Below are 13,873 nucleotides of genomic sequence, written 5' to 3' on the forward strand. Positions count from 1 at the left end.
TAATATATCATATGATAAAATAATTAAGTAAATTTATCGAATTTTAGAAATATAAAATTAATAGTAAATTTACCACGATTTTGTTTACCTTTTTTTTTTTTGATAAAATGATAGACGAATAAATTAATATTTTTGCTGGCGCCAGTTATTAAAAAAAATATATTGGAGGGATGGTTGTGAAAAAGTGGTATATTTTTATTTTATTAATAGTGCTGTTTGTAACAAGCTTAAATGCTGCAAGTATTTTAAAAACTGTCACTAAATATCATTATTCTTATTTAAACAGTTCAAAGTTGGGTGAAACTGCATGGGAGTATGTAACTGGAGAAGAAAATAGAAGCTCCGTATCTGAAAATTTTAATTATTCAATTAAGTTAACAAATTCGTGGAGTTGGTCAATTGATTTAAATCTTCTAGGAAAATTAGGGTTGGGTGGAAAAAGAGAAGATTCAACAGAAATTACAAGAACATATAATGTATCAATTCCTCCATATTATGGTTGGTACTTATATAAAAAAACTACTAATACTAGATATTATTATAAATACTGGGTAGAAGAAAAAGAGATTTATGATGATGGTACTATAAAAACTATTGATAGGAGTAATGATCAGTTATTTTATAAAACTACAATCAGTGAAACTACAAAAACGGAATTAAAAGGTTTATAAAAAAATACATTCCCCATAACAGTATTTGTTATGGGAATTAGGATAGGAGGAGTAATATGAGAAAGAGAATTTTAGTAGTATTTATTATTGTTGTATCTTTTATTTTAACCTTTGCAGATTATAACATTTTAATTCCTTCTGCTAATAATTTTATTAGAACCATGGAAGTAGAAAATTATAAAATTAAGTTTTTATACTCAAAAGAAATTGAAAAATATATAAGCATCGATAAGTTTGCATCTGGTAAAAATGGAAACATTGTTTTATTTGAAAATATGGGTAGAAACAATCTATATATATCCAATTTAGAAAATTTAGTCAAATGGAATGTTATTACATTAGATAAATTTCCAATACCTTCATATGACTCCACTTTTCATTTTGTAACAAATGGCAATTCTGTAGTATTTTTTTATAATAATCATAAAAATAATAACTTAGAAATTTATCAATATTCTTTATCTGAGAAAAAATGGAAGTTAATAAAATCTTATTTGAATTCATCATATTTTGATATGTATCCATCAAAAATCAATGATAATTTTTTATCTTTTGTTATACAAAATAATAAAAATGAGATAGAACTTCATCTTTTAAATATAACCGATAAAGAAGACATTATGATAAAAAATAATATTACTGGTGAATATAAACTGGATGTAAATACAAAAGGAGATGTTGTTTTTATAGATAATATAAAAATTGAATACTTTAATAATGAAACAAAAGCAATAAAAGAAATAGATTTAAATAATAATTATCCAGAAATAATAACAAATCCACCATATTTTGTAACCTTTATAAGTGATAGTAATATTGCTATATACAGTAATAATAAATTAATAATATTTAATACTGAAAGCTGGAAAATAAAAGATGTTATATATGAGATCCCGAATGCTATAGTTGGTTTAAACGGTCTGAGTGATGGTAGTATTTTAGTAAATATTTATGATTATAAAGGAGAATAATATGTTGAAAAGAGTATCGTTTTTAATAATAATTTTTATATCCTCTTTTGTATTTGGAAATGAAAAAAAATATTCTTTTGAAAGACTTGTTTTTTCCGGAATAAATAGCTCATATGAAGTAAAAATGATAGACAATAAATTGAATAATTTAAATACAGTTAACTTATTGAAAGATATTATTCAACCCAGCTTATCTTTAACTTTTAATAGCAATTTTATTAATTTATCAACATCTATTTCTATTTCTTCAATTATTATGGCAAATTCAAAAATATTTAGATATAATCTTGAAAAAGAATATAATTCTTTGAATAAAAAACAAAAAAAGAATGAGATTATATACCGTATTTTAAATTTATATTCCATGATTTATAACGAGAAAGAATCACTTGATTTATATTTAAAAATTAATGAGATTTAAAAAAGAAAAGAAATTTAGAAAAATATAATCAAATAATAAATGAATTAGAAAATAGAATATATTTAAAAAAATTACAATAGAAGAAATGGAATTAGATTTAAAGAATATGATAGGAGCGGATACTTCTTTAAAATATTTAAATTTATGTGAAAATCCAAAATTTTTAGAAATTTTGAAAGAGATTGATTTAAATATAAGTAATGAACCTCTCAATTTTAAAATGTCTAAATTAGGATATAAATTAAATAACAACAGTACATACATTAATAATTTTTCAAATATTGCTGATTTTTATTTAGACACAAACTTTGAAACCTATGATTATGGTGTTCGTTTGAATTTATTTAAATTTTCAGGAGTAAATTTATCTTTAAATTACTCCTTTAAAAGTAATTATTTTAATCTTTCGATTTATGTCAATTTGGGAAATATAGAGGAAATGAATAATTTAAATTCTCCAGAATTTAATGAAAAGAGAGAAAAATTTTATTATAAAGAAAATATAGCCATTATGTCTAAAAAATACTTGTTTTATCAAAAAAAGTATAATGAAATAAAGAAATTATTAAAAAGTTTTAATTTTGAAACACCATCAGTAGAAAATTTGATAGAATATCTACAAATATATGAAAAATTTTCACAAGTAAGAGGTATATATATTCAAAATACATTAAAATTAGCAAAAGAAATTGGAATTTTAGATGAAATATATCAAAAATAAACTTAAAGATTAAAAAAAACACAAACAACCTCCCTTGAAATACAGGAAAAATAATGATATAATCAGAATGAAAAGTGAATAGAAAAGATCCGCAGGGGAGCTACTAATCCGTAGCTGAGAGTGAGGTGGAAACCTCTGACCCTTATAACTTGATCTGGTTAATACCAGCGAAAGGAGCGGAGCAGAGATAAAAATCAATCTCCTGCTTCGTGCAGGAGATTTTTTGTAAGTTATATATTAATTTTTTAACTTAATTAATATATCATACGATAAAATAATTAAGTAAATTTATCAAATTTTGGAAATATAAAATTAATAGCAAATTTACCACGATTTTGTTTACTTTTTTTTTTTTTTTGATAAAATTATCAGCAAATTGTGAAGACCAAAAACTAAGGTGAAAATATGAGAAAATTTTTTATCTTATTTGTAATTTTATTAACAATGTTGCTGTTGAATATTTTAACCACTTTTTATATTTCGAATTTAAATAACAATAATGTTCCTAATCCTGATATATTTTATAAACATAGTAAAAATTTAAATATTGAAAAGGAGTTCTTACAGAGTAAAGAATACACATGCGGTCCAGCAGCTTTAAGATATTTGTTATTTCTATATGGATATGACATTTCCGAAAGTACAATATCTTTAATTGCAGGAACAGAACAAAAAGGTACAACACTTTCTGGATTAAAAAAAGCTGTAGAAATGATAGGATTTGAAGGAATTGGATTAAAAGGTGATTTTGAAAGTTTAAAAAGCATAAGAAAACCTGTTATAGCATACATAAATAATAACCACTACATTGTTATAGAAAATATTAAAAGTAATAATATATATGCCTTTGATCCTCAGATTGGTTATATAAAAGTACATTATTCTGATTTTTTAAAAGTATGGAAAGGTATATACTTTAAAATTAAAACGATGAAATTAGAAGGAGAATGAAAATGTTATCTCTTGCTACAGGGTTGCTCTTTTACTTTTCAAATCCACCATTCAAAACGGTTTTCTTTATTTTTTATGCATTTATTCCATTTTTTTATTATATAAATAATCGGATTCAAAAAAGAAAGATATTATTATTTTCTGTATTAGTATCAATAATAAACTCTTCATTTATTTTTACATCGCAAATAGAATTAAAGTATAAACTGGCTGGGTTCCTATTTTTTGTTTTAATAATAACAACACTTTTTTATTTCTTTGGAATATTTGTAAAAAAAATAGAGAATTATAAATATAAAACATATCAGAAAGTATTTTTGATATCTTCATTCTGGTTATTTGAGGAGTACTTTGCAAGTAAAATATTTTATGGATTTACACCTCATCCTGGTATAGCGTTATATAATATAGGAATATTTCTGTTTTTCTCAAAATATATAGGAATGATAGGATTATCTTTTATTATAATAGCAATAAATTATTGGTTATATTATCTTTTAAAAAATAAAAAATATAAAATGTTTTTGATAATTTCTTTGTTGATTTTCCTCTTGCTTAATATAAGCTTTTTTTCACAAAAAGATATAGAAAAAACTAATCAAGAAAAAATAAAAATCGCAATAATACAGGGAAATATATCTTCAAATGAATATGAACTTGCCCAAAATAACAATAAATTAAGTTATGAGATATTCAAAAAATACATAAATCTTTCATTGAAAAGCATAAAAGAATATTCGCCACATATAATAATCTGGCCAGAAACTGCAGTTCATAGATGGATGATGCGACTACCTGATTATAGAAATGAAATATTAGATTTTGCGAAAAAATACAGGATTAATCTAATAATAGGAACACCAGATTTAACCCTACAAGATAAAGAATATAATTCCATATTCTTCATTTCAAAGAATGGAAAAATAATAGGAAAATATTATAAAAATAAGCTTGTACCATATTATGAAAAAGTATTTGAAAATGGAAAAAAATTAAAAATCATTAATATAGATGGAATAAAAGCAGGGGTTGAAATATGTTTTGAAGTAATATTTCCAAAAATAACAACCGAACTGAAAAAACAAGGTGCTGGTGTAATAATAATAGCAAGTAATAATGGGATGTTTGGTTATAGTATAGTACCGTATTTAATATCAGCACATGGAGTATTCCGAGCAGCAGAAAATAATATATATGTAATTCAGGCAACAAATTCAGGAATATCACAGATAATTTCTCCTGATGGAAAAATATTAAAATCATCAAAATTGTATGAAAGAAAAATTATTAATTATGAAATGCCAATAAAAAATTAAATAAAACATTTTATTCTGTATATGGAGAAAACATATATTATATTATATTTATAATAACAATAATGATATTAATCAACAATAGCGCGCTATTTGTTGTAAAAAGAAAATAAAAAATGATGGGAGGATGGAGAATGAAAAAGATAGTAGTATATGCTATTTTGTTGATGATATTTGTAAATATGATACCTGTAAACCTCTTTGCTAATTCAAAAGTTATTAATGTAAGAGTTTTGACTGATGATGAAATGAAAAACATTATTGGTGCTGGTAGTAATAATGGTGGTGGTAATAGTGGAGGTAGTTCTACAAGAAAAGAAATTGAGGGAGAATGGGTTAAGAGAATTTACTATGACATTTACTCTTATAATAAAATAATAAAAACCTCAAATACCGGTTGGATGGATACGGGTCCTTTACCAGGAAATTACAGTGTTTCTGATACTGTAAATTGGAGAGCTAGTGGTTCTATTAATCTTTCCCTCCCAAAACTCAAAGATATCGTTTCTGTAAATGTTGGAGCTTCATATTCAAAAAGTAAAACATATACTTTATCATTTACTTTTCCAGAATATCATAAAGGAATAGTGTGTTCAATTGAAGAAGGAAAAATCGAAAAAGGAACTATTAGTATAAAAAGAAGATTTAGTGTATACGATGGAATGACTTTAATTAGACAATATAATACATATGAAAATAAAAATTATATTGCTATTGGTCCCGAAAGACTCGTTTGGAGACCTTTATTTATTACGGGAAACACTATAAACAATCCTGGTGGAGACGTTTATAATTATAATCTTTATGTATCAAGAACTGATTTAGGCTTTTCATCAAACTCTAAAGTATTTGTTAAAAAAATATTAAGTGGTGGTAAAGATGAAAGTTATAAGTAATTCAACAATAAAAAAAATAATTATCTTCTCTTTTTTATTGATTACATGTATTCCTAAAGTTTTTTCAAGTGAAATAAAACAATTTAGTTTTGATTATATTTTAACAATATCTTTCAATAAAGAATATCAGTATAAAAACAATCATATAGTTTTATCCTTACCAAAAAACTCCTGGAAAAATGATTTTGATTTTCAATGGACAACAAATGAAAAAGGCAACATTATATATGTGTTTAAGAATTTAAATAAATTTAATAATGCAAATGTTACTGTGTATAAAATTGATATATTAGAAAATACGGTAAAAAAGATAAAATTAAATACTTTGGTTCCAGCTCCATTTCCTCCATGGATGGATATTTTAGATGTTTATGCAAAAAAGATAAGATATATTTTTTGACATTTGGTGGTATTATAGTATTTAATCAAAATTTTAAATTTAGCGACTTTTATATATTTGAAGATGTTGCTAATTCAATTATCAAAAAAATAAAAAATGAATATGAAAATGGCACGTATTTTATTCCATATAATCACGGGAATCAGATAATCATTGATAATAATGAAAATATAATTGTTAGGGATATATCTGGTGTTAAAATATATTCCTATTCTGGGAAAAAGGAAAAATTTTTTGGTGGAAAAATATATTCATTATCAAATAAATATAATATAAATGCAGATAATAATGAATATCCTTTATTATTAGAAGATGAGAAGGGTGAAATATTTATTGCTCTTTTTAAAGATCCAAATTCAAAAAATGATTATATTTTTAATACAGTAGAAATATATAATTTAAAAGGTAATAAGTTATTTGAAATAAAAATGAAAGATAGGGAGTTTTATCCTACAGCTGCTTTATTAAAAAATTATATTTATTTACTTACAATATCATCAAATGATTCAAATTCATATTTGCAAAGCTTAAAAATTGATATAAACGATCATAAAACATTATTTAACATTAATAATGAGAAAAATAATGCATATTACCGTTTCAGTGATATTAAAGTAAGAAAATTATTCAATAATGAATATATTTATATAAAAACATATAATAAGTTGAAAATTTTTAAAGAATTTTAATAAGGGGAAAATTTAGAAAAGATGTTTTTTATATGTTTAATTATTTGAAATAAGATGATAGAAGTAGAGTTAGGAGGAAGAGATGAAAAAAATTTTTGTTTTACTATTAACTATTTTTGGAATATTTATTATTGTGTATGGTGAAAATAACATTAAAAATATTTTTTTGAATTATGAAGATGCATATAAATATTATGTCTCAATCTTAAACTCAAATCATGAAATAAAAAATGAAAATATTCTAGAAAAATATAGTGATTTTTTACCATATATCTCATATAATTTTGGTTTTAATGGGGATAAAATAAGTGGAGTAAATTTAAATACTTCATCAATAGATTTCTCATGGAGTATATTTAGAGCTGATTTTCTTGATAAAACACAAATGAATAAATTAAATAAGCAAATAGCAAATTTGAATGAGGAAAATGTTAAAAAAAATAATATTTCATATTTTAAAAGTATCTTTTATAACGCCTATTACCTTCAGAATTATATAGAATTTTTGGAAAAAGAATATAGTAAATTAAACAATATTCTAACAACTACTGAAATAGAAGATTTAAAAAAATATCTGACAAAAAAGAAATTAGAACTATCATTACAAGAAAACTATGAATCATTATATAATTACAAAAATATGCTTATAAAAAATTTAAATTTAGAAACACAGAAGGAATTTAAATTAAAATATCCAGAAAAATATTATAATTTAAAAAAATTTCATGGAATTATAGAAAATGTACAATATAAACCAGTAGAAAGTTTTTTAGAATACAAAATAAGTTATATTACACAACAACAAAATAATCTGGAAAAAAAATTAAGATCCAGCAATTATTTTAATGTTAATTTAAGTGGAGGATATGATATTTTAAATAATAACTTCTCAATATCATTGAACTTTAACCTATCAGAAAATATACCATATTTAAAAATATCCAGTAATGGGAGTTATAATATGGATTATATAAACTTTAATGGCTCTATAAATCCATATCTTTTTAATAATAAAGATGATTATGAAAATTCAAGTGAAGACAATCTTCAAAATACTATTTCTAAAATTATAAATTCAAGAGAAAATTTGAAAAATGAAATACTAAAAATAGAAAATGAACTATCGCTTAATGAAATTCAGATAAAAATACTTAAAGAAGAAATAAAAAATATAAAATCAGAGTGGGATAAATTTGAGAAAGAATATCAAATAGAAAAAATACAATTAGAAAGAAAAATGAAAATTATATACTACAATTTAAAAATCGAAGAATTTCTTGAAACTTATACCCAAATAAAAAACCCAAACAACCTCCCTTGAGATACAGAAAAAATAATGGTCCTTTTTTTATAATTAAAAAACCCCTTCCTGGTTTTATTTTATCATATCAGGAAAGGGGTATTTCTTTATAGTCACACCAAAGTATTTAAGGTTTTTAGAGATATCTTTTCACTTTTCTGCTTTTAATACTGCAAGAGCAAGAGATGCGAGTTTTGATTCTGCTGTATCTGCCCTTGAAACAATAACAATTGGAGCTTTAGCACCTAATACTAACCCTGCAATCTTTCCATTTGCAAGATAAACCGCAGATTTACCCAATACATTTCCAGCATGTATATCTGGAACTACTAAAATATCAGCATGTCCTGCTACTTCACTTTTTATTTTCTTTATTTTTGCTGCCATCTCACTTAAAGCGTTGTCTAAAGCTAAAGGGCCATCTACAGTACATCCTTTTATTTGACCTCTTTTATTCATTTGTGTTATTATTGCTGCTTCCATTGTTTCTGGCATATCTGGATTTACTACTTCAACAGCTGCTAATAATGCAACCTTAGGATTTTCTATACCCATAGAATGTGCCAATTCCACAGCATTATTTATTATAGCAACCTTTTGATCCAATGTTGGTTTTATAATCATTCCACCATCAGTTACTAATTTTAAGGTATCTAAAGCTTCTGTTTCTACTAATGCAACGTGACTTAAGACACTACCTGTTCTTAATCCCCATTCTTTATTTAAAACAGCTTTTAATAATTTTGATGTTTTTATTAGCCCTTTCATAACAATATCTGCTGCACCTGAAGATACCAATCTTACTCCCTGTTCAGCAGCTTCTACTTCTGTTTTTGTATCTATAATATCAAATTCTTTTCCTAACTCTTTTAAATTTTCTTCTATTACTTCTTTTTTACCGACCAATATAGGTTCTACAAAACCTTCATCATATGCTTCTGATACTGCTTTTAATGCTTCTTTATCTTCTGCACCAACAACTACAACCCTTTTTTTGCTTACAATTTTTGCCTTTTCTATTACATCTTTTAATGTTTTCAACTTAATTCCCCTTTGAATATATTTATAATTATTGATCTCCTATATATAAATCTATTTCTTCCCTGGTAATAACCAAATCTGTTGAACCACCTGTAATTATATAAGAACTAAAATCTTTAATATTTTCATCATTAAAATCACTCTCTGGAGAAGCTACTGAAATTTTATAATTTTTCGTTAAATCAAGTTTAATCATGTTAAACCTATACATACCTTCATTATTGGTTAGTGTTGTATATAATATAGTTGAATAATCAGTATCAGTAATTAAAACTGTATAGTGTGACTTTGGTGTTTCTGTTATTTTATCATCATATACATGTCCATAAAAGGTTATGTAATCAGCAGAAGTATCTGCAACCATCCATGATTTAAATGTTGGATTAAATTCATTATCACTACTCATAGACATACCTAAATCAAGATCAATTATTATATTATAATCCCTATTTAGATTAAATTCTGATGTATCCAATTCAAGTGCGACGTTTGTAGAAACAACAGATATTTTTTTATTTCCAATATCTATTGTTGAATCGAGTGTTATTTCGATTTTTGAATTTTTTAATGTACTTTCATCAAAAACCTTTATATCTTTTATTTTCTTTAAAACTCCAGCAAGTTGTAAAAAATCTTCAGTTTGATTTGAAAGAAGTATAATTTCTGTAGAATCTGAAGTATATTTTATTTCTTTAATATTTAACTCTGCTTTTTGAATATCTGTTTTTGGTGAATCCGTTAAATAAAAAGTTATAGTTGAATTCTCTAAATTATTATTATCTATTGGATTACACGATATTAACAAAATTAAAAGCGAAATTAATATAAATATTTCTGATAATATTCTTTTCATATTTACACCTCAAATATTAAACAATAATATTTTAGAATCTGATATGCTTATTTCTTTCTTGCTTATTGTATATTCTTTTCCAACATTATTTACTGTTCTCATCATTAATTTAATAAAATTTTCTACTGGACTTATTGGAAAGTTCACATATTTTGTTTTAAAATGCATTGGTATAACAATTTCGGGATTTATTATATCTATTATTTTTTTTGCTTCGTTTGCATCTATTGTATAATATCCTCCTACTGGAATCATTATAATATTTATATCCTTTAATTCTTCTATCATTTTTTTATCCAGTATATGCCCTAAATCTCCAAAATGTGCAATTGTCAACCCATCAGAAAACCTAAATTTAAATATTATATTTTCGCCTCTTTCATGACCTTTTACCCTATCATGATATGTCTTAAATCCTGTTATTTTTATTCCTTTTGATAAATGATTCCCAGGAGTGTTAATAAGTATATAATTTCCTTTAATTAAATGATGTGCATTATGATCAAAATGCTGATGACTTTCTGTTATTATATCCGGTTGATAATCTGGTAATGGATAACCAACGGTTTCATTAAACGGGTCTGTTAATATTTTAACATTTAAATATTCAATTCCAAAACAAGAATGTCCAAACCATCTAATTTTCATCATTTCACCCCCTTGTAATTTAAATTAAAACACATCTTTCAAATTGTTATAAATCAGATAAGACTAAATAATAATGCTAGTATTAATATAGTCACTAAAATTATATCAGCATATTTCGTATAAAACGTTTCTTCTGTTTCTAATGGAACAGAAAACTTTTCTCCAACATATGCTTTTATTGGCAATGTTTCAACAATTCTACCGTATTTATCTACAATTCCTGTAATTCCAGTATTTGATACCTGAATAAATGTTCTTCTATTTTCCACTGCCCTAAATACAGCCTTTGAAAAATGTTGTATTAATGCTGTTTTCTGACTAAACCAACCATCATTTGATATAGCAACTAAAAACTGTGCTCCATTTTTTACAAAATTTCTTGATATCTCAGGAAAATAAGTTTCAAAACAAATTTGAACACTAAATTTTTTATTATTTAAATCTAAAACAGAATACTCTTTTCCAGGAGTATAATAATTCACCAGTTTAAAAAATGAAAACATTTTAAAGATATTTTCATATGGTAAAAATTCTGCAAAGGGCATTAATCTTATTTTATTATATATTTTTTCTATTTGACCATTTTTATTTAAATATATGGCACTATTATAAAATTCTCTTTTTTCACTATTCACAGTTGGAAATCCTATTATCCAATTTTTATCAGACATCTTCACTGCTTCCTGTATGATTCGAAATATTTCAGAGTCCCTAATATCTCTTATAAATACAGCTTCAGGTAATATCAATAAATCAGATTTTTCACTGTGTTCCTGAAGATAATTTGATATTTCAACATAAGAACTCCATGTATTATCTGAATATTTTACTTCCTGGGGCACATTAGTTTGAAAAACACTAACTTTAACAGCATTATCATTCATTTTTACATAAGGAAGTTTTTCTGATATTACAAAATTTACCAGATATAAACTTCCAATTATTATTACAGCATATTTTACTCTTTCTCTCTCTGAAACAAAGGCTATTATTGAATTGACAAATAAAATTAAAATTGTCAAACCTATAGTTCCTGTAAACGGTAATATTTGCAAAAAACCTATATGCTGATATAATGCATCTGATAAATTTCCGCCAGTAAAAGCAAAATCCCCAAATTCCTTCAATATTTCTGCTGCTGCATATGAAAATACCGAAAAAAATACCAGCGATTTAAAATTTATTACTCTTGATTTTCTGAAATAAAGTTCTCCCAAAAACCAGATGATATAATATGGTAATGTCAAAATTAATACCATTAATAAAAAAGATAGGAAACCTATATAGCCAGGAAATGTATTTATTACTTCTGGAATATTTTTAGATAATACCGGTATTTCCCACCACAGAGTAGTAACCATTAACGAATAGCTATATAAAAATAGCTTTAATAGCCTTTCAAACGTTCCTTTTGAATGTGAAAACGAGTATAAAAATGGTGCTACTGAAAACCAGATAAAAAATGAAAAAAGATTTCCAGGCATTGCAAGTCCTGTTAAAACCCTGAAATAACTGGCAATAATATATTCAAGACTATCACTCCTCATCAAGAAAACGGAAATCAACAGCATGAAACGTTGCCAATCTTTCATTTTTTGATTTTTTCCATACCACCTTTAATGGTGCAGCAAATTCTGGTTGTAATCTTCCCTTTTCTATCCAATATCTTGACTCTTCATTTCCATATATACCAGGATTCGCACTAATTGTTAATTCTATTGGTTTATCAACAATATACACTTCATCAATACTTTCTTCATTTTCGAGTATTTCTATAATTTCATCATATATTTCTTTTGGTGGGGATGGTTTTATATTTATCAAGGCTATATTTTTTGAAAGTGGTCCTATAATTTTAACATTAGCTATCTCTCTTTTATAATCATATCTGTCCAATATATCATGAATTATTTCATTTGCAAAAGATACAGCCCTTCCATGATAGTCCATATTAACCAATAATTTTAACAAATGCTTCAGTTTACATCCTTCTCTGTGAGCATTTTCACCAACTTTTCTTATCTTTAAATTATATATTTTTACAATTTTCCTTAACTCCTCTTTAGTTAAACCAATAATAGGGGAATAAAGATTATTCATTACTTTTATACATGTTTTTCCCAGGAGTCTGATTGATTGGCTCCAGTAGCAACTAATGAATCACCAGCGACGTCACGAACACCTGACATTTTTAATTTTCTTGTACATTGATTACAGTTTGGTCCTTTTTTCATAATCTCATATTGTGACTGATGCTTATCAGCAAAGTATATTTCCAATCCAAGGTCTTCAGCTGTCTTAAGCACTGATTCCACACTCTTAGAATATGCAAAAGGCCCAAATAATACGTTAACAAGTTTCACCTTTTCTGGTCCCAATGCTTCTTTTGCAAGAAATGCTGCAATGGTACTATCCATACCACCAGAAAAGGCCACATATAATATATTATCTTTCACTATGTTTTTATTTCCGCTTTTATCTGTTCGATTTTTAAATTTAAACTTGCATCCATCTTAATGATAACGAATCACTCCCAATCTCTAAAATTGCATATTTCCCCTCACAAAATGCACCAGGGTTAATACATCTTATTCCATTTATTATTTTATCATCTTTCCTGTGTGAATGACCATATATTAATATATCTATATTATTAAATCTATGAATTAACTTTGATGGATCACCCCAACCAGCTTGATGACCATGTATTATACCAATGTTATAATTTCCCAATTTTATAATTCTTTTTTCTGGTAAAGAAAATTTTATATCGTATTCATCAGCATTTCCAAAAACACCATAAAATATAGGTTTTTGAGATTTAAAGTAAAATATTACGTCTTCTTCTATAAAATCTCCAGTAGCTATGATATAATCTAATTGTGAATAATTTATTTTTTCCAGATTATCATATCTATTTCTACTTGGAATATGTATATCAGAAATTAAAAGTACTTTTATCATATTATCACCCAATTTATTATACCAAATTTATATT

The 13,873-nt window shown here is 25.0% G+C and carries 17 protein-coding genes and 1 riboswitch; of the genes, 10 read left to right on the forward strand and 7 right to left on the reverse strand.

The features are described 5' to 3' along the window. Window positions 1–176 precede the first annotated feature (176 nt). The 10 genes from DJ007_RS03545 to DJ007_RS03590 all read left to right on the forward strand — a co-directional run bounded on the left by DJ007_RS03545 (window position 177) and on the right by DJ007_RS03590 (window position 8,354). Window positions 177–671 (forward strand): hypothetical protein, encoded by a 495-nt coding sequence (locus tag DJ007_RS03545; protein WP_129408362.1) that lies wholly within the window; start codon window positions 177–179, stop codon window positions 669–671. Between the two features lie 56 nt (window positions 672–727). After that, entirely contained in the window at window positions 728–1,642 is a 915-nt protein-coding gene (locus DJ007_RS03550; protein WP_129408363.1) for a hypothetical protein, read from the forward strand. A 1-nt stretch (window position 1,643) separates the two neighbouring features. Continuing rightward, the gene (locus DJ007_RS03555) at window positions 1,644–2,063 is read left to right on the forward strand and encodes a hypothetical protein (RefSeq protein ID WP_129408364.1); all 420 of its coding nucleotides are present in this window, start codon (window positions 1,644–1,646) and stop codon (window positions 2,061–2,063) included. Window positions 2,064–2,148: 85 nt separating this feature from the next. Continuing rightward, a complete protein-coding gene (locus DJ007_RS03560) occupies window positions 2,149–2,784 on the forward strand; it encodes a hypothetical protein (RefSeq protein WP_129408365.1) in 636 nt (211 codons plus the stop codon). An 83-nt stretch (window positions 2,785–2,867) separates the two neighbouring features. Next, window positions 2,868–2,977, forward strand: a riboswitch (TPP riboswitch). A 212-nt stretch (window positions 2,978–3,189) separates the two neighbouring features. Continuing rightward, complete coding sequence (locus DJ007_RS03565; RefSeq protein ID WP_129408366.1) at window positions 3,190–3,735, forward strand: cysteine peptidase family C39 domain-containing protein; 546 nt, start codon at window positions 3,190–3,192, stop codon at window positions 3,733–3,735. After that, on the forward strand, window positions 3,732–5,051 hold the full coding sequence (gene lnt / locus DJ007_RS03570; RefSeq protein ID WP_129408367.1) for an apolipoprotein N-acyltransferase: 1,320 nt from the start codon (window positions 3,732–3,734) through the stop codon (window positions 5,049–5,051). Before DJ007_RS03565 ends, lnt (DJ007_RS03570) begins: the two co-directional genes overlap by 4 nt. A 131-nt stretch (window positions 5,052–5,182) precedes the next feature. Beyond that, window positions 5,183–5,944 carry a hypothetical protein gene (locus DJ007_RS03575; protein WP_129408368.1) on the forward strand — a complete coding sequence of 254 codons (762 nt, stop codon included), beginning with the start codon at window positions 5,183–5,185 and terminating at the stop codon, window positions 5,942–5,944. Next, window positions 5,928–6,344 (forward strand): hypothetical protein, encoded by a 417-nt coding sequence (locus DJ007_RS03580; RefSeq protein ID WP_129408369.1) that lies wholly within the window; start codon window positions 5,928–5,930, stop codon window positions 6,342–6,344. The genes DJ007_RS03575 and DJ007_RS03580 overlap by 17 nt, the downstream gene beginning before the upstream one ends. Next, window positions 6,293–7,033: a hypothetical protein gene (locus DJ007_RS03585; RefSeq protein WP_206076069.1), complete on the forward strand. Its 741-nt coding sequence runs from the start codon at window positions 6,293–6,295 to the stop codon at window positions 7,031–7,033. Before DJ007_RS03580 ends, DJ007_RS03585 begins: the two co-directional genes overlap by 52 nt. An 82-nt stretch (window positions 7,034–7,115) precedes the next feature. After that, entirely contained in the window at window positions 7,116–8,354 is a 1,239-nt protein-coding gene (locus tag DJ007_RS03590) for a TolC family protein (RefSeq protein ID WP_129408371.1), read from the forward strand. Between the two features lie 129 nt (window positions 8,355–8,483). On the opposite strand, the gene DJ007_RS03595 is transcribed toward DJ007_RS03590, so the two are convergent. From DJ007_RS03595 to DJ007_RS03620, 7 genes are all read right to left on the reverse strand, one after another. Then, entirely contained in the window at window positions 8,484–9,374 is an 891-nt protein-coding gene (locus DJ007_RS03595; protein WP_129408372.1) for a bifunctional enoyl-CoA hydratase/phosphate acetyltransferase, read from the reverse strand. 28 nt (window positions 9,375–9,402) lie between these two features. Next, entirely contained in the window at window positions 9,403–10,227 is an 825-nt protein-coding gene (locus DJ007_RS03600) for a DUF4382 domain-containing protein (RefSeq protein ID WP_129408373.1), read from the reverse strand. 9 nt (window positions 10,228–10,236) lie between these two features. Next, a complete protein-coding gene (locus DJ007_RS03605; RefSeq protein WP_165973987.1) occupies window positions 10,237–10,875 on the reverse strand; it encodes an MBL fold metallo-hydrolase in 639 nt (212 codons plus the stop codon). Between the two features lie 53 nt (window positions 10,876–10,928). Continuing rightward, window positions 10,929–12,446 carry an apolipoprotein N-acyltransferase gene (lnt, locus tag DJ007_RS03610; RefSeq protein WP_165973988.1) on the reverse strand — a complete coding sequence of 506 codons (1,518 nt, stop codon included), beginning with the start codon at window positions 12,444–12,446 and terminating at the stop codon, window positions 10,929–10,931. Further along, window positions 12,412–12,975 (reverse strand): hypothetical protein, encoded by a 564-nt coding sequence (locus DJ007_RS17035; RefSeq protein WP_240739244.1) that lies wholly within the window; start codon window positions 12,973–12,975, stop codon window positions 12,412–12,414. Before DJ007_RS17035 ends, lnt (DJ007_RS03610) begins: the two co-directional genes overlap by 35 nt. Window positions 12,976–12,980: 5 nt before the next feature. Further along, the gene (locus DJ007_RS17040) at window positions 12,981–13,292 is read right to left on the reverse strand and encodes a hypothetical protein (RefSeq protein WP_240739245.1); all 312 of its coding nucleotides are present in this window, start codon (window positions 13,290–13,292) and stop codon (window positions 12,981–12,983) included. 79 nt (window positions 13,293–13,371) lie between these two features. Next, window positions 13,372–13,839: a metallophosphoesterase family protein gene (locus DJ007_RS03620; RefSeq protein ID WP_129408376.1), complete on the reverse strand. Its 468-nt coding sequence runs from the start codon at window positions 13,837–13,839 to the stop codon at window positions 13,372–13,374. Window positions 13,840–13,873 lie beyond the last annotated feature (34 nt).

This window comes from Marinitoga lauensis (assembly GCF_004135675.1).
Classification (GTDB): domain Bacteria; phylum Thermotogota; class Thermotogae; order Petrotogales; family Petrotogaceae; genus Marinitoga; species Marinitoga lauensis.